This is a genomic window from Streptomyces sp. PTL18, assembly GCF_059510295.1.
This window is the reverse complement of the sequence record NZ_JCAJZO010000002.1, coordinates 290,330-314,770: the sequence shown is the minus strand read 5'-3', so window position 1 is coordinate 314,770 and position 24,441 is coordinate 290,330. Positions and strand designations below refer to the sequence as shown.

General features: G+C 71.4%; 20 protein-coding genes and 2 tRNA genes. 18 read left to right on the top strand and 4 right to left on the bottom strand.

What is annotated here, in order from left to right:
* The first annotated feature begins 62 nt into the window (after nt 1-62).
* The 5 genes from nadD (at nt 63) to AC5WS8_RS05815 (ending at nt 3,938) form a co-directional block, all read left to right on the top strand.
* A complete protein-coding gene (nadD, locus tag AC5WS8_RS05835; protein WP_496102192.1) occupies nt 63-725 on the top strand; it encodes a nicotinate-nucleotide adenylyltransferase in 663 nt (220 codons plus the stop codon).
* A gap of 16 nt (nt 726-741) precedes the next feature.
* Nucleotides 742-2,514: an LCP family protein gene (locus tag AC5WS8_RS05830; RefSeq protein ID WP_496102191.1), complete on the top strand. Its 1,773-nt coding sequence runs from the start codon at nt 742-744 to the stop codon at nt 2,512-2,514.
* A gap of 109 nt (nt 2,515-2,623) precedes the next feature.
* The gene (gene rsfS / locus AC5WS8_RS05825; protein WP_496102190.1) at nt 2,624-3,082 is read left to right on the top strand and encodes a ribosome silencing factor; all 459 of its coding nucleotides are present in this window, start codon (nt 2,624-2,626) and stop codon (nt 3,080-3,082) included.
* Complete coding sequence (locus AC5WS8_RS05820; protein ID WP_496102189.1) at nt 3,079-3,747, top strand: histidine phosphatase family protein; 669 nt, start codon at nt 3,079-3,081, stop codon at nt 3,745-3,747. The genes rsfS and AC5WS8_RS05820 overlap by 4 nt, the downstream gene beginning before the upstream one ends.
* A gap of 118 nt (nt 3,748-3,865) precedes the next feature.
* Nucleotides 3,866-3,938, top strand: a tRNA-Ala gene (locus tag AC5WS8_RS05815).
* A gap of 110 nt (nt 3,939-4,048) precedes the next feature.
* Here the strand turns inward: AC5WS8_RS05815 and AC5WS8_RS05810 are convergent.
* Entirely contained in the window at nt 4,049-4,912 is an 864-nt protein-coding gene (locus AC5WS8_RS05810; protein WP_496102188.1) for a helix-turn-helix transcriptional regulator, read from the bottom strand.
* Between the two features lie 223 nt (nt 4,913-5,135).
* On the opposite strand from AC5WS8_RS05810, the gene AC5WS8_RS05805 reads away from it, so the two are divergent.
* The 4 genes from AC5WS8_RS05805 to AC5WS8_RS05790 all read left to right on the top strand — a co-directional run bounded on the left by AC5WS8_RS05805 (nt 5,136) and on the right by AC5WS8_RS05790 (nt 7,168).
* Nucleotides 5,136-6,500, top strand: a complete 1,365-nt coding sequence (locus AC5WS8_RS05805; protein ID WP_496102187.1) for an MFS transporter — start codon at nt 5,136-5,138, stop codon at nt 6,498-6,500.
* A gap of 69 nt (nt 6,501-6,569) precedes the next feature.
* Nucleotides 6,570-6,743 (top strand): hypothetical protein, encoded by a 174-nt coding sequence (locus AC5WS8_RS05800; RefSeq protein WP_200417343.1) that lies wholly within the window; start codon nt 6,570-6,572, stop codon nt 6,741-6,743.
* Between the two features lie 3 nt (nt 6,744-6,746).
* Complete coding sequence (locus tag AC5WS8_RS05795; protein WP_016643127.1) at nt 6,747-6,980, top strand: hypothetical protein; 234 nt, start codon at nt 6,747-6,749, stop codon at nt 6,978-6,980.
* Nucleotides 6,981-7,095: 115 nt separating this feature from the next.
* Nucleotides 7,096-7,168, top strand: a tRNA-Ala gene (locus tag AC5WS8_RS05790).
* 140 nt (nt 7,169-7,308) lie between these two features.
* On the opposite strand, the gene AC5WS8_RS05785 is transcribed toward AC5WS8_RS05790, so the two are convergent.
* Entirely contained in the window at nt 7,309-8,925 is a 1,617-nt protein-coding gene (locus AC5WS8_RS05785; RefSeq protein ID WP_496102186.1) for an NADH-ubiquinone oxidoreductase-F iron-sulfur binding region domain-containing protein, read from the bottom strand.
* Complete coding sequence (locus tag AC5WS8_RS05780; protein WP_496102185.1) at nt 8,922-10,229, bottom strand: cytochrome b/b6 domain-containing protein; 1,308 nt, start codon at nt 10,227-10,229, stop codon at nt 8,922-8,924. The genes AC5WS8_RS05785 and AC5WS8_RS05780 overlap by 4 nt, the downstream gene beginning before the upstream one ends.
* Nucleotides 10,230-10,710: 481 nt before the next feature.
* Here AC5WS8_RS05780 and leuS point away from each other — a divergent pair, with 481 nt between their 5' ends.
* The 8 genes from leuS (at nt 10,711) to holA (ending at nt 21,388) form a co-directional block, all read left to right on the top strand.
* Nucleotides 10,711-13,587, top strand: a complete 2,877-nt coding sequence (gene leuS, locus AC5WS8_RS05775; protein ID WP_496102184.1) for a leucine--tRNA ligase — start codon at nt 10,711-10,713, stop codon at nt 13,585-13,587.
* 162 nt (nt 13,588-13,749) lie between these two features.
* Entirely contained in the window at nt 13,750-14,487 is a 738-nt protein-coding gene (locus AC5WS8_RS05770) for a hypothetical protein (RefSeq protein WP_496102183.1), read from the top strand.
* 72 nt (nt 14,488-14,559) lie between these two features.
* Entirely contained in the window at nt 14,560-15,405 is an 846-nt protein-coding gene (locus tag AC5WS8_RS05765; protein WP_496102182.1) for a DegV family protein, read from the top strand.
* Nucleotides 15,406-15,533: 128 nt separating this feature from the next.
* A complete protein-coding gene (locus AC5WS8_RS05760) occupies nt 15,534-16,625 on the top strand; it encodes a ComEA family DNA-binding protein (protein ID WP_496102181.1) in 1,092 nt (363 codons plus the stop codon).
* Nucleotides 16,622-19,186: a ComEC/Rec2 family competence protein gene (locus AC5WS8_RS05755; protein WP_496102180.1), complete on the top strand. Its 2,565-nt coding sequence runs from the start codon at nt 16,622-16,624 to the stop codon at nt 19,184-19,186. The genes AC5WS8_RS05760 and AC5WS8_RS05755 overlap by 4 nt, the downstream gene beginning before the upstream one ends.
* A gap of 4 nt (nt 19,187-19,190) precedes the next feature.
* Complete coding sequence (locus AC5WS8_RS05750; RefSeq protein WP_496102179.1) at nt 19,191-20,030, top strand: arylamine N-acetyltransferase family protein; 840 nt, start codon at nt 19,191-19,193, stop codon at nt 20,028-20,030.
* A gap of 62 nt (nt 20,031-20,092) precedes the next feature.
* Nucleotides 20,093-20,338, top strand: coding sequence for a hypothetical protein (locus AC5WS8_RS05745; protein ID WP_496102178.1), 246 nt, complete (start codon nt 20,093-20,095; stop codon nt 20,336-20,338).
* A 60-nt stretch (nt 20,339-20,398) separates the two neighbouring features.
* Nucleotides 20,399-21,388 carry a DNA polymerase III subunit delta gene (gene holA / locus AC5WS8_RS05740; protein WP_496102177.1) on the top strand — a complete coding sequence of 330 codons (990 nt, stop codon included), beginning with the start codon at nt 20,399-20,401 and terminating at the stop codon, nt 21,386-21,388.
* A gap of 474 nt (nt 21,389-21,862) precedes the next feature.
* Here holA and rpsT read toward each other — a convergent pair whose 3' ends face one another.
* Nucleotides 21,863-22,129: a 30S ribosomal protein S20 gene (gene rpsT, locus AC5WS8_RS05735; protein WP_496102176.1), complete on the bottom strand. Its 267-nt coding sequence runs from the start codon at nt 22,127-22,129 to the stop codon at nt 21,863-21,865.
* 288 nt (nt 22,130-22,417) lie between these two features.
* Between rpsT and lepA the strand changes: the two genes are divergently transcribed.
* A complete protein-coding gene (gene lepA, locus AC5WS8_RS05730) occupies nt 22,418-24,286 on the top strand; it encodes a translation elongation factor 4 (RefSeq protein WP_496102175.1) in 1,869 nt (622 codons plus the stop codon).
* Nucleotides 24,287-24,441: the final 155 nt, after the last annotated feature.

Sequence of the window (24,441 nt, the reverse complement as noted above, 5' to 3'; positions counted from 1 at the left end):
TCGTGGCCCCCGGGGGGCCTGCGGACCGGTGTCCGCCGACCGGGCCGGTAGGGTCTGCACGCATGGGAGAGCAGCACACGCCCACCGGTCCGGCGAAGGGCACGGGATCCGGCCCCGGGAGCGGGCCGTCGAACCCGGGCAAGCGCCGCCTCGGCGTCATGGGCGGAACATTCGATCCGATCCACCACGGCCACCTGGTGGCGGCCAGCGAGGTCGCCGCCCAGTTCCACCTGGACGAGGTCGTGTTCGTGCCCACCGGGCAGCCGTGGCAGAAGACCGACCGCAAGGTCACCCCCGCCGAGGACCGCTACCTGATGACGGTCATCGCGACCGCCGAGAACCCCCAGTTCTCGGTCAGTCGCATCGACATCGACCGCGGCGGTCCCACCTACACCACGGACACCCTCCGTGACCTGAAGGCCCTCAACCCCGACACCGACCTCTTCTTCATCACCGGCGCCGACGCGCTCAGCCAGATCCTCACCTGGCGCTACACGGACGAGCTGTTCTCCCTGGCCCACTTCATCGGCGTCACCCGCCCCGGGCACACCCTGACCGACCCGGGCCTTCCCGAGGGCGGCGTCTCGCTGATCGAAGTTCCCGCGCTCGCCATCTCGTCCACGGACTGCCGTGCGAGAGTCGCCAAGGGCGAACCCGTCTGGTACCTGGTGCCGGACGGCGTGGTGCGCTACATCGACAAGCGGCAGCTGTACCGCGGCGAGTGAGCCGAGAGGGGCACCGGTGAACGATCGATACGACGGATACGCGGGCGGCGACCAATACGAGCTCGTCGGCTACGACGAGTTCGGACAGCCTGTGTACCGGCAGGTGCCCGCACAGCGGACCCCGCAGGCCTACGACCCGTACGGCACCCAACCCGGCCGGCAGCACCAGGGCTACGGCTACGACCCGTATGCGACCGGCACCCAGCAGCCCGTGGGGCCCAACCACACGGGCCAGCAGCCGCCTGTGTCCTCCCATGACACCGGCCAGCAGCCGCCCGCTCCCTCGTACGATGCCTACGCCCCCTACGGCACCACCTCCGCGAGCGGCGGCCACGACCCGTACGGCCAGGCCGCGACCAGCGGCCGGCAGCCGCGCGTCGCCGAACAGACCGCCTACATCCCGCACCAGGCGGGCCCGGCCGACGGCGCCCCGGGGCACGGGCCCGGAACCGGCTTCGCCGACCGGGGAGCGCCCCGCGACGACGAGACCTTCGCGACGGATCCGCAGGGCGAGCGCGACTACCGCACCGAGCAGTTCGCCTTCGTCGAGGAGCCCGACGGCGACTCCGAGGACGTCATCGACTGGCTGAAGTTCACCGAGAACCGCACCGAGCGCCGCGAGGAGGCCCGTCGCCGGGCCCGCAGCCGGGTGATCTCGCTGGCCGTGGTCCTCGCCCTGGTGGCGTTCGGCGGCGTCGGCTACCTCTGGTACGCGGGCAAGCTGCCCGGCCTCTCCTCCGGCGGCAGGTCCGGCACGGCGACGACGGCCGCCGCCGCCCAGAACCGCGACGTGATCGTCGTCCACCTGCACAACACCAAGGGCGGCGGCACCTCCACGGCGCTGCTCGTCGACAACACCACCACCAAGCAGGGCGCCACCGTCCTGCTGCCCAACTCCCTCGCCCTGACCTCGGACGACGGCAGCACGACCACCCTCGCCAAGTCGGTCGCCGACGACGGCTCCTCCGGCACCAGCGACGCGATCGACTCGGTCCTCGGCACGAAGATCGAGGGCACCTGGCGCCTCGACACCCCCTACCTGGAGAACCTCGTCGAACTCGTCGGCAACATCGAGGTCGACACCAACGCCGACGTCCCCGACCCGGATGCCAAGAAGAAGGGCGGCGCGCCCCTCGTGCACAAGGGGCAGGCCCAGACCCTCAGCGGCAAGATGGCCGTCGCCTACGCGACCTACCGCGCCACCGGGGAATCCCAGGACGCCCAGCTGGAGCGGTTCGGCCAGGTCATGCAGGGCGTGCTGCGCAAGATGTCCTCCGACCCGCAGGCCGCGACGACCACCGTGCAGACGCTCGCCCAGATCCTCGACCCCTCCCTGACCGACAAGGATCTCGGCACCTTCCTGGCCAAGCTCGCGAACCAGGCCAAAGAGGGCGACTACAAGACCGCGCTGCTGCCGGTCCAGTCCGACGGCACCATCGGCCGGAACGCCACCGACACGGTGGTCAGGACCCTGCTCGGTGGCACCGTGAAGAGCCCCCAGGCCGGGGAAGCCGTCCGGGTCGGCCTCAAGAACGCCACCGGTTCGCAGACAACCGCCGAGCAGGCCCGGGTCGCCCTCGTCAACGGCGGCTACACCGCCGTCGGCGCCGGCTCCGGTCCCGCGCAGGCCACCTCCCGGGTCACCTACGCCGACGACGGCGACAAGCAGAACGCCATCGAGGTCGCCAAGACCCTCGGCCTGCCCACCAGCGCCGTCAAGAAGGGCACCGGCGCCTCTAACGTGAACGTCTCGGTCGTGCTCGGCAAGGACTTCAAGTCGTCCTCGTGACGCGGGCCACACCCCAGGCCCCGGGGCGTGCTCCATTAATCACATGGGGTGCCGTCGGCGGTCCGTGAGACCCTTGAGGTATCACTGACCGCCGACGGAAAGCCTTGTAGTGACCGCCACGGACCGCTCTCTGGAACTCATCAACACCGCCGCCCAGGCGGCCGCCGACAAGCTCGCGCACGACATCGTCGCCTACGACGTCAGCGATGTACTGTCGATCACGGACGCCTTCCTTCTGGCATCTGCCCCCAACGACCGCCAGGTCAAGTCGATCGTCGACGAGATCGAGGAGCGGCTGCTGAAGGAGCTCGGCGCCAAGCCGGTTCGCCGCGAGGGCGACCGCGAGGCTCGCTGGGTGCTCCTGGACTACGTCGACATCGTGGTGCACGTCCAGCACAGCGAGGAGCGCGTCTTCTACGCCCTGGAGCGCCTGTGGAAGGACTGCCCCGAGCTGGACCTGCCGCCCGACGCCAAGGCGACCCGCGGCAAGGCCGAGGAGCACGCCAGGCTGCAGGCCGCCCGGGACGCCGCCGAGCTGGACGCCGAGCTGGGCGGGGAGCTGCGGTGACGGTAGCGGGCACCGACACGGCGAAGAAGGGCCGGGGGCGCCGGATCATCCTGTGGCGCCACGGGCAGACGTCCTGGAACGTGGAGCGCCGCTTCCAGGGCTCCACGGACGTCGAACTGACCGAGACCGGCATCGGCCAGGCCCGCCGTTCCGCGCGCCTGCTCGCCTCGCTGAAGCCGGACGCCATCGTCGCCTCCGACCTCAGGCGCGCCACCGCCACGGCCGCCGAGCTGGCCACGCTCACCGGCCTCGAGGTCGCCCTCGACGAGGGGCTCCGCGAGACGTATGCGGGCGTCTGGCAGGGGCTGACCCACGAGGAGATCGTCGTCCGGTACGGCGAGGAGTACGCGGCCTGGAAACGCGGCGAGCCCGTCCGCCGCGGCGGTGGCGAGCTGGAGACGGAGGTCGCCGACCGAGCCGCCCCCGTGGTCCTGCGCCATGCCGAGAAGCTCCCCGTGGACGGCACGCTCGTCGTGGTCAGCCACGGCGGCACGATCCGTACCACCATCGGCCGTCTGCTCGGCCTGGAAGCCCACCACTGGGAGAGTCTCGGCGGTCTCTCCAACTGCTGCTGGTCCGTCCTCGGCGAAGGCACCCGCGGCTGGCGCCTCCTCGAACACAACGCGGGCACCCTGCCCGAACCCGTCCTCGGCGACGACGACTGAGCGGCCTCGCCGGCGCCCCGGACCCGGATTTCACTTTCTGGCAGGTCGCAGGCTAAAGTTCTTCTTGTTCGCCCCGCCGAGCGGGGCGAAACACCATGCGGCCCGCCGCGTGGCGCAAGGGGCTATAGCTCAGTTGGTAGAGCGCCTGCATGGCATGCAGGAGGTCAGGAGTTCAATTCTCCTTAGCTCCACATATCGACACTCTTGAGTTGTCAAAGATCGATACGGAAGATCCCGTCCCGCAGGGGCGGGATTTTTCATGTGCTGCATCCTGCGTGTACCGCGCCCCCCTGGCCGTGTCTCACACCACCTCCGAGGGCGGCCACAGCCGTTGCCGCCGCTCCCGCAGTCGTGCCAGCTTCTCCCAGGAGTCCGCGTTCTCGGGCGTGTACACCACGATCCGGCACTCCGCCATGCCGTCGATCGACAGGGAGAGCGTGGCCAGCCGCAACTCGCCCACCGCGGCATGCCGGAAGGTCTTCCCCCGCGGCCCGGGCGGGACCACCTCGCCGCTCGCCCACAGCTTTGCGAAGTACGCACTGGCCGCCGACAGCTTGCCTATGAAGTCCTCCCACGCCGGCTCACCGACGTGTCTGCCGTACGCGGAGCGAAGGGTGGCCACCATCACCGGCAGCTCCCTTTCCCGGTGCACCACCGGGCAGGCCTCCTCCGACACGGTGAACAGCGTCCACAGCGCGTTCGCCGCGCCGATGTCCGGCGTCCTCGGGATCTGGAACAGGTCGCCGTAGGCGGCGTTCGTGGCGAGGACGTCGTAGCGCGAGTTGTAGACCACCGCCGGACGCGGGTCCAGGGCGTCGATGACGTCCTGGACGTCCTGGCCGACCCGCTGCGGCAGCCCCTCCCCGCCCCGGTCGTAGGGAACGCCGGCCAGCCGGTACAGATGCTCCCGCTCCGGCTGGTCCAGGCGCAGCGTGCGCGCCACCGCGTCCAGGACCTGTGGCGAGGCGTTGATCGGGCGGCCCTGCTCCAGCCATGTGTACCAGGTCACGCCCACCCCCGAGAGCTGCGCCACCTCCTCGCGGCGCAGGCCCGGTGTCCGGCGCCGCAGTCCCGGCGGCATGCCCACGTCGGCCGGCGTCACCCGGGCCCGCCTGCTGCGCAGGAAGGCGGCCAGCTCCGGCCTGCGGCGCTGTGTCGTCGTCATGGTCCCCACGTCCCCCGTCTCCATCGTCGGACCCGGAGCCGACCGCTGCCAGGTGCTGTCGGTACCAGCATCGGCGGGCTCTCGTCACCCGTGTCCGGCCGTCGTCAGGCTTCCAGGCATGACGACGACAACTTCCGCGACTCCCGGAGCCACTCCCGGAATTCGACCTGCGTCCAGTAAAACCCCCACCACTGACAACCGCCCCGGCCGGCTGCTCGCGGTTGTGCTCACCGCCCAGTTCATGGCCCTGCTCGACGTCTTCATCGTCAACGTCGCCGTACCCACGATCGGTTCCGACCTCCGCGCGAGCGGCGCCGGACTGCAGCTGGTGGTCGCCGGGTACTCCATCGCGTACGCCGTGCTGCTGATCACCGGCGCGCGCCTCGGTGACCTGCTGGGCCACCGCCGGGTCCACCTCGTGGGGATCGCGGTGTTCACGGCCGCCTCGCTGGCTTGCGGACTGGCCGGGGGAACGGGCGAGTTGATCGTCTTCCGGCTGGTGCAGGGAGCCGGGTCGGCCCTGATGATCCCGCAGGTGCTCAGCCTGATACAGCGTCACTTCACCGGAGAGGCACGGGCGAAGGCGCTCGGGGCCTACTCCGCCGTCCTGGCCACCGGTGCCGCCGCCGGGCAGGTGCTCGGCGGGGTCCTGGTCAGCGCCGACCTGTTCGGCGCCGGCTGGCGGCCGGTCTTCCTCGTGAACGTGCCCGTCGGCGCGGTGCTGCTGGCTGTCGGCAGCCGCGTCCTGCCGCGGGACGACGCGCATGCCGGGGCGCGCTCGCGCGGCCTCGACCTGTTGGGCCTGGTGCTGCTCGGCGCCGCCGTCTCGCTGCTGACCGTGCCGCTCGTGCTCGGCCAGGAGGAGCACTGGCCGCTGTGGTCCTGGCTGTGCCTCGCCGCCGCGGCGATCGTCTTCGCCCTGTTCCAGGGGTACGAGTCCCGGCTCGCCCGGCGCGGCGGGGCGCCGCTGATCGCGCCGAGGGTGCTGCGCCATCCCGGCGTCGGCCTCGCGGTCTTCCGGCTGCTGGCCGTGATGGCGGTCAACGCCGGTTTCCTCTTCTCGCTCACCCTGCACATCCAGGGCGGCCTCGGCTACAGCGCCCTGCGGGCCGGCCTGAGCTTCGCACCGACCGCCGTGGTGTTCGGACTGGCCGGTCTGACCTGGCGCCAGTGGCCGGCCTCCTGGCAACGCCACCTGATCCCGGCGGGATTCCTGCTCGCCGGCCTGTCCGTGACCGGGGTGGGCCTCGCGCTGCACGGCGGCAGCCACGGCGGAGCCTGGCTGTACGCGGCCTTCGTGGGCCTCGGCGCCGGCCTGGCGCTCGCCTTCAGCCCCACGCTGACCAGGACCCTCGCCACCGTACGGCCCGAGGACGCGGCAGACGCCAGTGGCCTGCTCGCCACGGTCACCCAGCTCGGTCAGCTGGTCGGCGTCGCGGTCTTCGGCGCACTCTTCCTCAACCGGCTTGAGTCACTGGGGGCCCCTGGGGCGTATACCTCTTCGGACGCGCTCCTCGTGTGCATGTACGCGCTGGCTGCGACGGCCACGCTGGGTGCCGTGTCCGGACTGGTACGAAGGCGTCGCTGACCGTATTGGTCCGGCCGTGGCAGAATCAAACGGCCGGAAGGGGGCGCGGCCCGACGGGAGGGAGTAGCGATGCCAGCGAGCATCCGCGGGGAGGTCCACGATCTCCTCGCAGTGGCGGTGACACGTCGGAATGCCACCCTCCTCGACTGCCCCTCGTGCGGCTCGTCCCACGTCGCCCAGGTGCTCGGCGACAACGGTGGAATCTCCTACGTGTGCACGGCCTGCGGCCACAGCTGGAGCTGATCGATGGGTGCACACAGGCGTAAGTGCGACTGGTGCGGCAGCGGCACGCCGATCGTCCGCGACATGGAGCCGGTCAACCCGGACTACCAGTACTGGTGCGAGGAATGCGCACGGGCACTGATCATAAAAGGCGACCCGATCGAGACCTACCGCGAGCTCGAGGGGGAGCCGATCTACGGCCGCCTCCTCGACGAGCACTGCACGCTCAAACGCTTCTACTCGTTCGCCACGGCCTGACGCGGGGACGCGGGAAACGATTTGGTGTTCCACCCGGTGGACCGTGTAATGTTGGCGTCGCCGCCGGGGAAACCGGGCGACAAGGACACGATGCGGCTCCGCCGCGTGGCCACGAGGGGCTATAGCTCAGTTGGTAGAGCGCCTGCATGGCATGCAGGAGGTCAGGAGTTCAATTCTCCTTAGCTCCACAGAAATTGAAGGCGGTTCATCCGAGGGATGGGCCGCCTTCGTCGTACGTTCGGCGCAGACGGCGTGGGACACCCGCGTACGCGGGTGCTGACAAACGGGACGGCGGGCCCCCGGCCGGGTGGCCCGCCGCTTCGTGTGGTCAGCGCCCGAGAGCCCGGCGTCCGCGGCCCTGCGACAGCACGGGCAGGTTGCGTGACGGACCACCGGAGCGCGGGGCCTCCTCCTCGATCCGCAGCGCGAGCGCCGGGCAGCGGCGGACGGCACGCAGGGCTTTCGCCTCCGCGTACAGCGGTACCGGCGCCTGGGCGACCGTGGGGAAGCCGTCGGCGCCCAGTTCGAATACCTCCGGGAGGATGTCCGCGCACAGCCCGTGGCCACGGCACAGCGTCCAGTCCACGTAGATCTTCTGCCGGCTGGCCCCAGCCTCCGGCTCGGCCTGTCCGCCGCCCGGGATGCCCGTCGGGGCCCTGCCGCCCTCGAACAGCGGCAGCACGCCCTCCACGGGCCTGCCGCAGCCGTTGCCGAGGACGTGTGCCGCCAGGTCGTCCGTGAAGGCCTTGATGGTCGATTCCAGGAACATCGCCGAGCCGTCCGGGTGGGAGCAGGCCCCGCGTCTCTTCACGGCCTTGGCGACCTGCTTGAGGGCCTCCAGGGCGGCCGGGCCGCCGCCGTTGAGGATGTCCTCCATACCGCGCGCCGCGGCCGGCAGACCGAGGTAGCAGGGGCCGCACTGGCCCGCGCTCTCCTCCGCCAGCCACTTCGCCACCTGCAGGGACTCGCCCAGCGGGCACGTCTCCTGGCTGATCGGCAGGATCGCGCCGGCGCCGAGCGAGCCGCCCACGGCGTCCAGGGAGTTCCGGGAGACGACCGCCTCGTTGACGGTCGCCGCATCGATCCACTTGCCGTGGTAGCCACCCGTCAGCACGCCCTGCGGGACCGGCGGGGCGCCGGCCAGCTGGAGCACGTACCGCAGCGGCACACCCGTCGGCACCTCGATCACCATGGGGCGGTTGACCGCGCCCGAGACGGTGAGCATGACGGTGCCGGGCTCGTCGTACAGACCGGTGTTGCCGTAACGCTCGGCGCCGATACGCGCCGCGATCGCCAGCTGGGCGAACGTCTCGGCGTTCGACAGAAGCGTGGGCGCGCCGCCCACCCCGCTCTGCGAGGCGCTGGTCTTGCGCCCCGGGGGGATGGCCGGACCGCCGTCGATCGAACGGATCAGCGAGGCGGCCGCACCGGTGACCATGCGTACCGGATTGCGCTGCACGCGCGCGCGGATGGGCGCACCGCGCCGGTCGCTCAACCCGCGTTCGGCCAGGGCCTGCTCCATCGACCGCTCGGTGGAGGCACGTGTCACGCCGACGACGAGCTGGCGGGCGCCCAGGGCCTCCGCGACCAGTAGGGCGCCGTCCAGGATCAGGTGCGGGGCACGGTTGATCAGCACCGTGTCCTTGCGGCAGGCGGGCTCGTCCTCGCTCCCGTTGACGACGACGACCGGCCGGATGCCGCGGCGGATCGCGGACTCGGCGACCGAGCGCAGCTTCTTGTGGAAGGGGAAGCCTGCGCCGCCGCGTCCCCTGAGGTTGATCTGCTCGGCGAGTTGTGCGAGCTGCTCGCCGCCCATCGGCTCCAGCGGGCCGTGCACCTTCAGGTGCATGGGCAGGTCGAGTCTCTCGACAAGGTCGAAGCCCGACGTGAGCTGCGGAAGCCCGACCACCCGGACTTCCGGGACGTCGGGCAGGGCCTCGTTCACTTAAAGCCTCCGGAAGGCGCGTTCCAGGGTTCGCCGGCTCCCGGCGTGTCGAAGGCGCCGGGGAGCGTTTCCGTTGCGGGACCGCTGTTGTACGTGTTGTTCGAGTTGTACGTGCCGAACGGTACGTTCGTCTCACCCGTGTCGTACATCTCACTCGCGCCGTACCCGTTGTACCCCGGATTGTCATAGGTCGGGATGGTGTAGCCGGTGTCCTGGAGCGGGTCGTAGGCCGAGGGAGGAGCCTCCCCGACGGGCGGCGGTGACGGGATCGGCCAACTGCCCGAGGTGCTGCCGCCGACGTCGACGCGCGGCATGGCCCCGGTGGCCTGCGTGTCGAACGGCAGGTCCATGCGCTGGGTCGCGTCCGGCGTCATCGGGGTCTGCGCGCGCGGGGCGGCCGATGTGGCCCGATAGGCGGCCGCGAAACCGTTGCCGGGCTCCGGGGCCATGGTGCGGGCCGCGGGAGCCTCGTACAGGGGCGTGGAGGGCTGCGGGGGGACCAGACCCTCCCGGCCGGTGTCGCGGTCCGCCGAGCGGCTCGAGAAGCCCGCCAGGGCGGCCGCCGCCTCCGCGTTGCGGGCACGACTGGCGTCCAGTCCTTCGCGTCCCGGTCCGCCGTCCGCCCCGACGAACGCGAAGATCCTGTCGGCCACCTTGCGCTTGAACGGGCGCGGCGCCGCGCGCAGGGCCAGTGCCGCCATGACCCCGACGAGGCACATCTCGTACGCGAAGAAGAAGAACGGCTTCGCCAGGCGTCCCGCGTACAGACCGTGGAGCAGTGCCGCGCACCAGGACGGGTAGGCCAGCATGTGCATCGCACGCCAGCGAGCGGCGACCGGTGCCGGGGATGCGAACTGGTTGCGCAGCGCGCCGGTGATGCCCACGAAGATCATGAGCAGACCGGCCAGGGAGCCGAGACCGATGAGCCCGCCGCTGCCCGAGACGCCGAGGCTGAAGGGGATGATCGCTGCGATGAGGACGGTGTGCTGGAGCGCGATCTTGACGGTGACGTGGACGAGGAGGAAGGCGATCGAGGCGACCGCGGTGACCCGGTGGATGCCCTGGGCCACGATGCGCTGGCGGATATTGAGGAAGATGCGGTCCTGGGCGACGAGACCCCAGATCACCGAGCAGCTCAGCGAGACAAGCGAGAGTACGCCAGCACCGAAGTTGAGGAATTGCTGGAGCCAGTCGCCTCCGTTCAGTACCACCACGGGTATGAGCACGAGAACCACAGCCGTCGCCATGCCGTAGGCCGAGCGGCCCGGCTTGGGGAGCGAGCTGTTACTGCGTTGAGGGTTCATGGGGGTCACTCCGAACAGTTCCGGGAAGGCGGTCCCGCTGCCGCACTCTAGGTGGCTCCAAACCGAGCGGTACGTGGTTTCGGTTATTGCGCTGTTATCAAAAGGCGCCGGCGTGGTTGCGATGTCCGAATAGCTACTGTTACGCGAAGTAATGATTGACGTGATCCAGCGTTTCGTGACGTTCACCACGTGACCGTCGATGTCTGAGTACGGCTGCTGGGCGTGTTGAGTTCACTGCGGTCCGCTGCTGTGCGCTCCGGGACGGTCCCGGGGAGGCTGCCGCCGGTGGCCCGTCGCGGCGGCCTCGGGCCCTGCGGTACCCTGACGCCATGCGTGCCGTACGCCTTCTGCTTAGCGAGCCGCGCTGATCAGTCCCGACCACCGGGCGAGTCCGATGGTCGGAATCGGCGCGGCGACCCCTCCTGTGCGAGGGGCTTTTTCATTTCCGCTGGCAGAGACGATCTATGGAGCTTTGAGGATCATGAGCGAGACGAACCCCGCTGCCGCTGCGTCGGCGGAGGCAGCGCCGCACCGCTACACGGCCACTCTGGCGGCCGGGATCGAGGCACGCTGGCAGGACTTCTGGGATGCCGAGGGCACCTATGAGGCGCCGAATCCGAGCGGCGACCTGGCCGGCGACGCCGAGCTGGTCGCCCGTCCCAAGAAGTTCATCATGGACATGTTCCCGTACCCCTCGGGTGCGGGTCTGCACGTCGGCCACCCCCTGGGCTACATCGCCACCGACGTCTTCGCCCGGTTCCAGCGCATGACGGGGCACAACGTCCTGCACACCCTGGGCTTCGACGCCTTCGGCCTGCCCGCCGAGCAGTACGCCGTGCAGACCGGCACGCACCCGCGCGTGTCCACCGAGGCCAACATCCAGAACATGAAGTCCCAGCTGCGCCGGCTGGGCCTGGGACACGACAAGCGCCGGTCGTTCGCCACGATCGATCCGGACTACTACAAGTGGACCCAGTGGATCTTCCTGCAGATCTTCAACTCCTGGTACGACGAGGAGGCCCGCAAGGCCCGCCCGATCTCCCGGCTGATCGCCCAGTTCGAGTCGGGTGAGCGGGCGGTTCCGGGCACCACGCGCGCGTGGAACGAGCTGACCCCCGCCGAGCGCGCCGACGTCCTGGGCGAGTACCGCCTGGCCTACGCCTCCGAAGCGCCCGTCAACTGGTGTCCCGGCCTGGGCACCGTCCTGGCCAACGAGGAGGTCACCGCCGACGGCCGCTCCGAGCGCGGCAACTACCCGGTCTTCAAGGCCAAGCTGCGCCAGTGGAACATGCGCATCACCGCCTACGCCGACCGGCTGCTGGAGGACCTGGACGAGCTGGACTGGCCCGAGGCCATCAAGCTGCAGCAGCGCAACTGGATCGGCCGCTCCGAGGGCGCCCGTGTCGACTTCCCGATCGACGGCGAGACCGTCACGATCTTCACCACGCGCCAGGACACCCTGTTCGGCGCCACCTACATGGTGCTGGCGCCCGAGCACCCGCTGGTGGAGAAGTTCACCCCCGAGGCGTGGCCCGAGGGCACGCACGAGGTGTGGACCGGCGGCCACGCCACGCCCGCCGAGGCCGTCGCCGCCTACCGTGCCCAGGCCGCCTCCAAGTCGGACGTGGAGCGGCAGGCCGAGGCCAAGGACAAGACCGGCGTCTTCACGGGCGCGTACGCCATCAACCCGGTCAACGGCGAGAAGGTCCCGGTGTTCATCGCCGACTACGTGCTGATGGGGTACGGCACCGGCGCGATCATGGCGGTCCCGGCGCACGACACCCGTGACTTCGCCTTCGCGCGCGCCTTCGAGCTGCCGATCCGCTGCGTCGTCGAGCCCACCGACGGCCGCGGCACCGACCCGTCGACCTGGGACGACGCCTTCGTCTCCTACGACGCGAAGATCGTCAACTCCGCCGGTGACTCGGTGACGCTGGACGGCCTGGGTGTCACCGACGCCAAGGCCCGCATCACCGAGTGGCTGGAGCGCAAGGGCATCGGCGAGGGTACGGTCAACTTCCGTCTGCGCGACTGGCTGTTCAGCCGCCAGCGCTACTGGGGCGAGCCCTTCCCGATCGTCTACGACGAGGAGGGCGTCGCCCACGCGCTGCCCGAGTCGATGCTGCCGCTGGAGCTGCCCGAGGTCGAGGACTACTCGCCGCGCACCTTCGACCCGGACGACGCGAACACCCAGCCCGAGACCCCGCTGTCGCGCAACGAGGAGTGGGTCGACGTCACCCTGGACCTGGGCGACGGGCCGAAGAAGTACCGCCGCGAGACCAACACCATGCCCAACTGGGCCGGTTCCTGCTGGTACGAGTTGCGCTACCTGGACCCGCACAACAGCGAGAAGCTGGTCGACCCGGCCATCGAGCAGTACTGGATGGGCCCGCGCGAGGGCATGCCGCACGGTGGCGTCGACCTGTACGTCGGCGGCGCCGAGCACGCCGTGCTGCACCTGCTGTACGCCCGCTTCTGGTCCAAGGTGCTGTACGACCTGGGGCACGTCTCCTCCGCCGAGCCGTTCCACAAGCTGTTCAACCAGGGCATGATCCAGGCCTACGTGTACCGCGACACCCGCGGCATCGCGGTGCCGGCCGCCGAGGTGGAGGAGCGCGACGGCGCGTACTACTACCAGGGCGAGAAGGTCACCCGTCTGCTGGGCAAGATGGGCAAGTCCCTGAAGAACGCGGTCACTCCGGACGAGATCTGCGCCGAGTACGGGGCGGACACCCTGCGCCTGTACGAGATGGCGATGGGCCCGCTGGACGTGTCGCGGCCGTGGGACACGCGCGCGGTGGTCGGCCAGTTCCGGCTGCTGCAGCGGCTGTGGCGCAACGTCGTCGACGAGACCACCGGTGAGGTCACCGTCGTCGACGCGGAGCCCGACGAGGACATCCTGCGCGCCCTGCACAAGGCCATCGACGGCGTGCGCCAGGACCTGGAGGGCCTGCGGTTCAACACGGCGATCGCCAAGATCACCGAGCTGAACAACCACCTGACGAAGGCGGGAGGCCCGGTGCCGCGCCCGGTCGCCGAGTCGCTGGTACTGCTGATCGCCCCGCTGGCCCCGCACATCGCCGAGGAGCTCTGGCACAGGCTGGGCCACACCGACTCCGTCGTCCACCAGGACTTCCCGGTCGCCGATCCGGCCTACGTCGTGGACGAGACCGTGACCTGCGTGGTCCAGGTCAAGGGCAAGGTCAAGGCGCGCCTGGAGGTTCCGCCCTCGATCTCCGAGGAGGAACTGGAGAAGGTGGCGCTGGCCGACGAGAAGGTGGCGGCGGCCCTGGGCGGCGCCGGAATCCGCAAGGTGATCGTGCGCGCGCCGAAGCTGGTGAACATCGTCACCGCCTAGCGGGCCGGCAAGGCGGTCCTCGCCGTCGGTGATCGATGCCGTCCTTGTCGGGGTAGTCCCCTACGGGCAGGTTCGGGGTTCTTCCGGAACCCCGGACCTGCCCGTTGCGTTTACCGTGGAAGGGCGGTGAGCAGCCGCCCGGCCGACCGGAGGAGGAGCGTTGTGGAAGCCGTTCTGACCGTCGTCGCGCTCCTGTTCGTGCTGTGCCTCGTCCTCGGCGTGTACGCGACGGTGAAGGCGGTGGGCGCGGCCAGACGCGGTGTGGACCGCACGATCGCACAGGCCCGCCGCACGGTGGAGGACACCACCCTGCGCGCCAGGACCCTCACCCAGCCCGGTCCGGCCGGTGAACTCGCCGAGCTGCGGCTGAGGCTGCGCACCTCCATGCGCGCGACTCAGGACGCACTCCACGCGGGCGTCGCCGAGGACGAGTCGCTGAAGGAGGCGCTGGGCCTCTTCAGGCGCCTCAGCGCGCACGGACGGGAACTGGACGCCGAACTGCGGCGCCTGGAGACCGAGCCGGACCGTCAGGCGCTCGTCTCCCGGCTGCCCGAGCTGCGCGAACGCACCGAGCGGGTCACCCGGTCGGCGGACTCCCTGCGCTGGGCCGCCCATGACAGGGCACGCCGGTTCGCGGACGACGACCTGGAGGCGCTGAGCGCCCAGATCGACGTGGAGGCGGGCGCGCTGCGCCACTGGAGCACAGGACAGCCGACGGGGTCCGCGCCGTCCTGGCCCGAGGCGCCGGCGCCGGAGGGCGCGGCCTCCTCCGGGCAGAGCTGGCCGGAGACACCCGAGCCGCGTACGGCGCGGGAGCAGACCCGGCCGGCGCTCGGTCCGCGCGCCCAGCGGCCCGTGTACCCCTGGCAGAGGAAGCCACGCCCCGAGAGCACGCGATGACCCCTGCAAGGACCGTCCAGGTCGGCGGGGTCGGTCTGCCCCTGGCGCGTTCCGGCAGGTAACCTCCAGCTCATGTCCCGCCATGTCGCGATCGTCACCGATTCAACGGCCTACCTGCCGCCGCGGACGATGGAGCGCCACGGCATCACCGCGGTGCCCCTGACCGTGGTCCTCGGCGACCAGGCACTCGAAGAGGGCACCGAGATCTCCGCCCGTTCCCTGGCCCAGGCCCTGCAGAAGCGACGGCCCGTCACCACCTCCCGGCCCAGCCCCGAGCTGTTCGCCGAGACCTACCGCAAGGTCGCCGCGACGGGCGCGAGCGACATCGTCTCGCTGCACCTGTCCTCCGAGTTCTCCGGCACGTACGACGCCGCGGTGCTCGCCGGGCGCCAGGCTCCGGTACCGGTGCGTGTGGTCGACACCGGGATGGTCGCGATGGCCCTCGGCTTCTGCGCGCTGGCCGCCGCCCGGGCCGCGGAGGCGGGCGGCACGGCCGACGACGCCGTCACGGCGGCGGAGAAGCGGGCCGCGGACACCTCCGCGTACTTCTACGTCGACACCCTGGACTATCTGCGGCGCGGTGGCCGGATCGGCCCCGCGCAGGCGCTGCTCGGCTCGGCGCTCGCGGTGAAGCCGCTGTTGCAGCTGAACGGCGGCCGAATCGAGTTGCTGGAGAAGGTGCGTACGGCCTCCAAGGCCATCGCCCGCCTGGAGGAGATCGTCGCCGAGCGTGCCGGCGACGGGCCGGTCGACGTCGCCGTCCACCATCTCGCCGCTCCGGAACGGGCGTCGGCGCTCGCCGACCGCCTGCGCGCCCGGGTGCCCGGGCTGGCCGACCTGCATGTGAGCGAGGTCGGAGCGGTGATCGGGGCGCACACGGGGCCGGGTCTGCTGGGGGCTGTGGTGTCGCCTCGCTGACGGGGAAACACCGATTCCCGGGTCGATGGTGACTCATGTGGGTGACGAAGTTATCCACAACTAGCCAGTAATCCCCGGGAATCGCCCAAGATCATCGATGGGTCGGCGATCTGCCCGATCCTCGGCGCATGGCACTTCGATCACGTTCCCACACCACAGCTCCCACCAGCGGACCTGGCCGCATCCCCGGCTCCGACGGCCGCACCCGCCACCGCCCGCGACACCCGCGGACGCATGCCCGACGGGACCATCCCCCGGCCGCAGACGCACTGCGCCTGCGCGCGGAGGCACTCTTCGCCGAACGTGCGGAGGCATTCGCCGAAGGAGCAACGGAACGACGGGCAGGGGGAAACGGGCCGCCAGGGGCGGACCGGGACGTCGGGGGACCCCGGGCGGACACGTCGGCGGGGAGCGCGGCCGCCCGTGCGAGCGGGCCGGCCGCCGTCGGTGACATGGACGCACCCGAGCCCGCCGCCACGGGCCGCGCCTGGCGGGAGCGGGTCGGCCCGGCACTGCGCGAGCGGATGCCGTTGTGGCTGCAGGCCAGGTGCGGGCTGGAGCGCAGGAGCGTGGCCGCGCTGGGCGTACTCCTGCTGGTGGCCGTGGTGTTCGCCGCGGAGCACTTCTGGACGGGCCGGACCGAGCCGGTGCGGGCGCCCGAGGTGGTGCGGGCGGCGGCGCCCTACGGGACGGCGGGAGCAAGACGGCCGACGGAGTCGGGCGCTTCGGCGGGAAGACAGCCGACCGGACCGCAGCCGACGGGCGGCACCGGGGCCGCGACGGAGGTCGCGGTGGTGGTGGACGTCACCGGCAAGGTCCGCAATCCCGGGCTGCAGAGGCTGCCGGCCGGATCACGGGTGGCGGACGCCCTGCGGTCCGCGGGCGGAGTGCCCCCGGGCACCGACACCGACGGCCTCAACCGCGCCCGCCTCCTGGTGGACGGGGAGCAGATCGTGGTGGGCGCCGCGACCCCGGTACCGGGCACCGGCCCGACGGTTCCGCCGGGCGGCGGATCGACCGCTGCCGCCACCCCGGTCTCCCTCAGCACCGCGACCGTGGACCAGCTCGATGCGCTGCCCGGGGTGGGCCCGGTGCTCGCCCAGCACATCGTCGACTACCGGTCCCAGCACGGCGGTTTCCGCTCGGTCGACGAACTCAGGGAGGTCAACGGCATCGGCGAACGCCGTTTCGCCGATCTGCGGAAGCTCGTACGGCCATGAGGCCGCCGGAGCAACCCGGCGTGGCCGGGCCGAAGGCGCCACCGGGCGATCTCCGCAGTCCGCTGGGCGATCCCCACCCCCGGCAGGAGCAACCGGCGGATCTGCGGCTGGCGGCGCCCGCGTTGGCGGCCTGGGGCGCGGCTGCATGGGCTCTGGACGCCCGGGCCGCGTGGGTCACCGGTGTGGCCGTCGGCTGTCTGGTGGCGGCCGGTGGGCTGTTGGTGCTGCGGAGGGGAGATGCCGAGGGCGGGCTTCGGGCCGGGGGCCCGCGGTCTGTGGTGTCGGTCGCTGCCGTGCTGCTCTGTGTCGCCGCTGCCGCCGCGTCCGGCGGACTGCACGGCGCGGATCTGCGACGGGGGCCGGTTCCCGCGCTCGCGCGCCAGTACGCCCAGGTGACCGCGGAGATCGAGGTCACCTCCGATCCACGGCTCACCCGGCCCAGGATCAAGGGCGACCACACCACGGCTGCCGCCGTCCTGCTCGACGGCGAGCTGCGGCGCCTGACGACGGCGGCCGGGACCGCGGTGGCGACGCGGGCGCCCGTGCTGCTGGTCGTCGACCCGCGCACCCGCCGGGTGGGGCCCGAGCGGTCACCGTGGCTCGCGCTGCTGCCCTCCACGCGGGTGCGCCTGACGGGCAGGCTGGCACCCCCGCTGACCGGAGGTGACCGCGCCGCCGCCGTGGTGCGCGTCCGGGACGGGGGACCACCCGATGTGGTGGGCGAACCGTCGACCGCGCAGCGATGGGCGGGAGGGTTGCGCGCGGGGCTGCGCGAGGCGACCGACGGGCTCGGCGCGGACGCGCGGGCGCTGCTGCCGGGACTGGTCGTGGGCGACACCTCGCGCGTCACCCCGGAGCTGGACGACGCCTTCAAGGAGACGGATCTCGCGCATCTGCTGGCCGTGAGCGGAGGCAACTTCACGCTCCTGCTGGCCCTGTTCACCGGCCCTGCCGGACTGGCGCAGCGCGCCGAACGCAGAGGACTCGCGCCGCTGCTCGGCATCCCGCTGCGGGGCACGGCGCTGCTGGGCGGCGTGCTCACCCTCGGCTTCGTGGTCGTGTGCCGGCCGGACCCGAGTGTGCTGCGGGCCGCGGCCTGCGGGACGATCGCGCTGCTCGCGCTCGCCACCGGGCGCCGCAGGTCCCTGCTTCCCGCGCTGGCCGCGGCGGTCCTGCTGCTGGTGCTGTACGACCCCTGGCTGGCGCGGGGCTACGGCTTCCTGCTGTCCGTGCTGGCCACCGGGGCGCTGCTGACGGTCGCTCCGCGCTGGAGCGCGGCGTTGCAGCGGCGGCGGATCCCGCCCGGGCTTGCCGAGGCGCTGGCCGCCGCAGCCGCCGCCCAGGCGCTGTGCGCACCGGTCGTCGCGGTGCTCTCGGCGCGGGTGAGCCTGGTCGCGGTGCCCTGCAACCTGCTCGCGGAGTTCGCGGTGGCGCCGGCCACCGTGCTGGGGTTCGCGGCGCTGGCGGCCGCTCCGGTCGCGATGCCGGTCGCCAAGGCACTGGCGTGGTGCGCGGGTTGGCCGGCCGGGTGGATCGCCGGCATCGCGCGCACCGGGGCGGCGTTGCCGGGCGGCGCGGTGGACTGGCCCGGCAGCTGGACGGGGGCGCTGCTGCTGGCAGCCGTGACGGCGATGGTCCTGCTCGTCTGTCGGCGGCTGCTCAGGCATCCCTGGCTGACCGCCGCCTGTGCCGTGGTGCTGCTGCTCGTGGTGGTGCAGCCGCCGCCCCTGACCCGGGTGATCACCGGGTGGCCGCCGCCGGGCTGGCGGTTCGCGATGTGCGACGTGGGGCAGGGCGACGCGACCGTGCTGTCGGCGGGCGAGGGCACGGCGGTGGTCGTGGACGCGGGCCCCGATCCAGCGCTGGTCGACCGGTGTCTGACCGTTCTCGGCGTCAGCCGGGTCCCGCTGCTCGTGCTGACCCACTTCCACGCCGACCATGTCGCGGGGCTCCCGGGAGTGCTGCGCGGGCGTGCGGTGGGGGCGATCGAGACGACCGGGTTCGAGGAGCCACCGGACCAGGCCGCGTTCGTGCGCGCTCAGGCGGCCGCCCGGCACATCCCGGTGACGCGTGCCGTCGCCGGGGAGAGCCGGCGCACCGGGCAGCTCGACTGGCGGGTGCTGTGGCCTCCCCCGAGCTCTCGGTTTCGCTCGAGCAGGGAGGTACCCCCATCGGACCCCACCCCGTCCCCCGACGGACCGAACGACGCGAGTGTCGCGCTGTTCGTGCGGTCGGCGGGGCTGACCCTGCTGCTGCTCGGGGATCTCGAACCACCGGCGCAGCGGGAGCTGCTGAGATCGCCGGCCGGAGCGGAGCTGGGACCCGTGGACGTCCTGAAGGTCGCCCATCACGGGTCGGCCCACCAGGACCCGGAGCTCATACGCAGGGTGGCGCCGCGGCTCGCGCTGATCTCGTGCGGCAGGGAGAACCCCTACGGTCATCCCGCGCCGAGCACCGTCGCAGCACTGCGGGACGAGGGCGCGCTGGTGTTGCGCACGGACCAGGACGGCGCGATCGCCGTCACGGGGGCGGGCGGGGGGTTGAGCGTGGCGAGAGACTGAGGGCATGGACTCCGCACAGGTTGACGCCTATCTCCGCAGGATCGGGGCGCAGCACCCCGCCTGGCCCACCGGCGATGTGCTGCGCGAGCTGCATCTGCGCCATCTGAGGACCGTGCCGTTCGAGAACCTTTCGATCCACCTCGGCGAGGAGATCGTGCTGGAGGAGGGACGGCTGCTGGACAAGGTCGTGGGGGCGCGCAGGGGCGGCTTCTGCTACGAACTCAACGGAGTGTTCGGGGCGTTGCTGGCCGCGCTCGGCTTCGATGTCACGCTGCTCGCCGGGCGGGTCTACGACGACGAGGGACGACTCGGGATCCCCTACGACCATCTCGCGCTGCGGGTACGGACGGTGGACGGGGGCGACTGGCTGGCGGACGTCGGGTTCGGTGCGCACAGCCACTGTCCGCTGGCGTTCCGGGAGCGGGGCGAGCAGCGGGACCCGGCCGGGGTGTTCCGGGTGGTCGAGGCCGGCGCGGATGCGGCGGGAGCGCGGGGAGGCGGCGGTTCTGCGGAGTTCGAGGATCTGGACGTGGTGCGGGAGGGCAGGCGCCAGTACCGGCTGGAGGTGCGGCCGCGGGTGCTCGGGGACTTCAGGGCCGGGGTCTGGTGGCACAGCACGTCACCCGAGTCGCACTTCGTGCGGTCGCTGGTGTGTTCCCGGGTCACGGAGGACGGAGGGCGGATCACGCTCAGTGGCAGCCGGCTGACGGTGACGACCCCGGACGGGCGGAAGGAGGTGGCGGAGCTGGTGGGTGAGAAGGAGGTGCTGGAGGTCTACCGGGAGCGGTTCGGGGTCGAGTTGGACCGGGCGCCCACGCTGCGGAAGGCCGGCCGAGGCGGCTGATCCGGGCCGGGAGCGGCGGGACGGGCCGCTGGTCGCGTCGCCGGTGCCCGACAATGGGCCTCGTGAGCGATGTGAGACATGTGCTGGTGCTGCCGGACCGTGATGCCGCGGAAGAGGCGGCGCAGGCGCTGGGGGAGCGGTTCGGGGTGGACGAGGAGCCGCGGATCGTCCGGGACGCGCTGGCGGGGGAGGACGATGCCGAGGACGCGCAGTGGCTGGTCGTCCTGCGGGACGAGCAGCAGCTCCTCGACCCGGAGGAGCTGGACACCTTCGCGGGGGAGTGGGACGGCTGGCGGGAGGAGCCGTAGCCCTCGGGCGGCGACAGCGGCGGGCACCTGTTGTCAGTGGCGCGTGGGATGCTGTCCGGGATGGCCAAGAAGACCGCGAATGACGACCCTCTCGCCCCCGTCACCCTTGCCGTGGGCCAGGAGGACCTCCTGCTCGACCGTGCCGTGCGGGAGGTGGTGGCCGCCGCCCGGGCCGCCGACGCCGACACGGACGTACGGGATCTGACCTCGGACCAGTTGCAGCCCGGCACGCTGGCCGAGCTGACGAGCCCGTCGCTCTTCGCCGAGCGCAAGGTCGTGGTCGTACGCGACGCACAGGACCTTCCGGCCGACACGATCAAGGAACTCAAGGGGTACTTCGTCTCGCCCGCAGAGGAGATCACCCTCGTGCTGCTGCACGCGGGTGGCGCCAAGGGCAAGGGCCTGCTCGACGCCGCGCGCAAGGCGGGCGCCCGGGAGGTGGCGTGCCCGAAGATGACGAAGCCGGCGGACCGGTTGGCGTTCGTGCGTGGAGAGTTCCGCACGTCGGGGCGTTCGGCGACGCCCGAGGCGTGCCAGGCGCTGGTCGACGCGATCGGCAGCGACCTGAGGGAGCTGGCGTCCGCGGTGGCGCAGCTCACCGCGGACGTCGAGGGCACGATCGACGAGGCGGTGGTCGGGCGGTACTACACCGGACGGGCCGAGGCATCCAGCTTCACGGTCGCGGACCGGGCGGTCGAGGGGCGGACGGCGGAGGCGCTGGAGGCGCTCAGGTGGTCGCTGGCGACAGGCGTGGCGCCGGTGTTGATCACGAGCGCGCTGGCGCAGGGCGTGCGGGCGATCGGGAAGCTCTCCTCGGCTCGCGGGGGTCGCCCCGCTGACCTCGCGCGGGAGCTGGGCATGCCGCCGTGGAAGATCGATCGGGTCCGGCAGCAGATGCGGGGGTGGACGCCGGAGGGGGTCGCGGTCGCGTTGCGCGCGGTGGCCGAGGCGGACGCGGGCGTGAAGGGCGGCGGGGACGACCCGGAGTACGCGCTGGAGAAGGCCGTGGTCACCATCGCCCGGGCGGCGCGGTCCCGGGGGCGCGGATAGCAGAGGACGCGGCCGCGCACCCGGAGCTTGCGGTAGGCCCACCCGAGGAGGGCCGCCGCCCCACCCGGGTCGCGCCGCCCGAGGAGGGCCGCCGCCCCACCCGGGTCGCGCCGCCCGAGGAGGGCCGCCGCCCCACCCGGGTCGCGCCACCCGAGGAGGGCCGCCGCCCCACCCGGGCCGCCCCACCCGGGGGCCGCCCGCCCACCCGGTGCATGGCTCCAGCTCACCCGTGACCGCCCATGCCCATGCCCGTGACCGGCAGCCCATGCCGACGTGGCTGCCCACAGCGAAGGCCCCGCCCTCCGTCCCGGGGAAGGACGGAGGGCGGGGCCTTCGGTTCAAGCCGGTGAGTCCGTACCCGCGTGGCGAACGCAGGCCGCGTACGGACTCGGGGTGCCGGTCGGGAGCGGATGAGAGAGGGCCCGCTCTGGGTCCTGCCGGCGATTGGATCAGTTCAGATCAAAAGGAAGGGGGTCAGCCCTTGGGGGTCGCGACCTTGGAAGCCAGCGCCGACTTCTTGTTGGCGGCCTGGTTCTTGTGGATGACGCCCTTGGAGACGGCCTTGTCGAGCTGACGCGCGGCGGCGCGCTGGAGCTCGGTGGCCTTCTCGAGGTCGCCCGCGGCAGCAGCCTCGCGAGCCTTGCGGATCGCGGTCTTGAGCGAGGACTTGACGGCCTTGTTGCGCAGGCGCGCCTTCTCGTTCGTCTTGTTCCGCTTGATCTGGGACTTGATGTTCGCCACGAATGAGCCTTTACAGGTTCAGGCACGCGAGACTGGACGTCTCACGTGCCGGTGATTTCTTGAAGACGTGTCTCGCGCTGAGAGGGCAGTGAGACACAGCCACCCAGGCTACCAGCCGCCCTCTGGCCCGCCCAAACCGGCCGCGAGGCCTCGCCCGGCCACCCGTTCCACCGCCCCCGGCACGGCCCAGACCGGTCGTAGCCCCGCGCGCGTGGGACCATGGAGGCTACGTATCGATCCGACCCGAGACCGCAGACACTGCGGACGCCTCAAGAATCAGGACCCTGCGTGCCCGCGATCCCTAGCCATGTGCCCGAGCCGAGCCGTACCGACCCGGCGCTGATCCGCAACTTCTGCATCATCGCGCACATCGACCACGGCAAGTCCACGCTCGCCGACCGGATGCTCCAGCTGACCGGCGTCGTCGAGCAGCGGCAGATGCGCGCTCAGTACCTCGACCGCATGGACATCGAGCGCGAGCGCGGTATCACGATCAAGTCCCAGGCCGTGCGGCTGCCCTGGGCCCCCACCCATGATCCGGGCAACACGCACATTCTGAACATGATCGACACCCCGGGACACGTCGACTTCACCTACGAGGTCTCGCGCTCCCTCGCCGCCTGCGAGGGCACGATCCTCCTGGTCGACGCCGCCCAGGGCATCGAGGCGCAGACCCTCGCCAACCTCTACCTGGCGATGGAGAACGACCTCGCGATCATCCCGGTCCTCAACAAGATCGACCTGCCGGCCGCGCAGCCGGAGAAGTTCGCCGAGGAGCTCGCCAACCTCGTCGGCTGCGAGCCCGGCGACGTGCTGAAGGTCTCCGCCAAGACCGGTCTCGGCGTCGAGGCGCTGCTGGACAAGGTCGTCGAGCAGGTCCCGGCCCCGGTCGGTGTGGCCGACGCGCCCGCCCGCGCGATGATCTTCGACTCCGTCTACGACTCCTACCGCGGCGTCGTCACCTACGTCCGTGTCGTCGACGGCCGGCTCAACAAGCGCGAGCGCATCCGGATGATGTCCACCGGCGCCACGCACGAACTGCTGGAGATCGGCGTCAACTCGCCCGAGATGCTCGGTGCCGACGGCCTCGGGGTCGGTGAGGTGGGTTACCTCATCACCGGGGTGAAGGACGTCCGTCAGTCCAAGGTCGGCGACACCATCACCAGCCAGGCCAAGGGCGCCCAGGAGGCGCTGGGCGGTTACAAGGACCCGAAGCCCATGGTCTTCTCGGGCCTGTATCCGCTGGACGGTTCCGACTACCCGGACCTGCGCGAGGCCCTCGACAAGCTCCAGCTCAACGACGCCGCCCTCGTCTACGAGCCGGAGACCTCCGCCGCCCTCGGCTTCGGCTTCCGCGTCGGCTTCCTCGGCCTGCTGCACCTCGACGTGATCCGCGAGCGGCTCGAGCGCGAGTTCGGGCTCGACCTGATCGCCACCGCGCCGAACGTGGTCTACCGCGTGATCATGGAGGACGGCGAGGAGCACACGGTCACCAACCCGAGCGAGTTCCCCGAGGGCAAGCTCGCCGAGGTGTACGAGCCGGTCGTACGGGCCACGATCCTCGCGCCCACCGAGTTCATCGGCGCGATCATGGAGCTGTGCCAGACCCGTCGCGGCACCCTCCTCGGCATGGACTACCTCTCCGAGGACCGCGTCGAGATCCGCTACACCCTGCCCCTCGCGGAGATCGTCTTCGACTTCTTCGACCAGCTGAAGTCCAAGACGCGCGGGTACGCGTCGCTCGACTACGAGCCCACGGGAGAGCAGTCGTCCAGCCTGGTCAAGGTGGACATCCTGCTGCACGGCGACAAGGTCGACGCCTTCTCGGCGATCACCCACAAGGACCAGGCGTACGCGTACGGCGTCCGGCTCGTCGCCAAGCTGAAGGAACTCATCCCGCGGCAGAACTTCGAGGTACCGGTGCAGGCCGCCATCGGCTCGAGGGTGATCGCCCGCGAAACCATCCGGGCCATCCGCAAGGACGTGCTCGCCAAGTGCTACGGCGGTGACATCTCCCGTAAGCGGAAACTGCTGGAGAAGCAGAAGGAGGGCAAGAGGCGGATGAAGATGGTGGGTTCCGTGGAGGTTCCGCAGGAGGCCTTCATCGCGGTGCTCTCCAGTGATGACAGCGCGGGGTCGAGCAAGGGCAAGAAGTAACGCGGTCACCCTGCGACCGCCCGGCAAACCGGGCGGTACGGGGCCCGTCGTGCGAAAGCGCGGCGGGCCCCGTGCATGCGCCCGGTCGCTCTGTGTACGAAACGACAGGCCACCGCCCCTTACGAACCGGCCGGTCGGGCTCTACCCTGATGCCT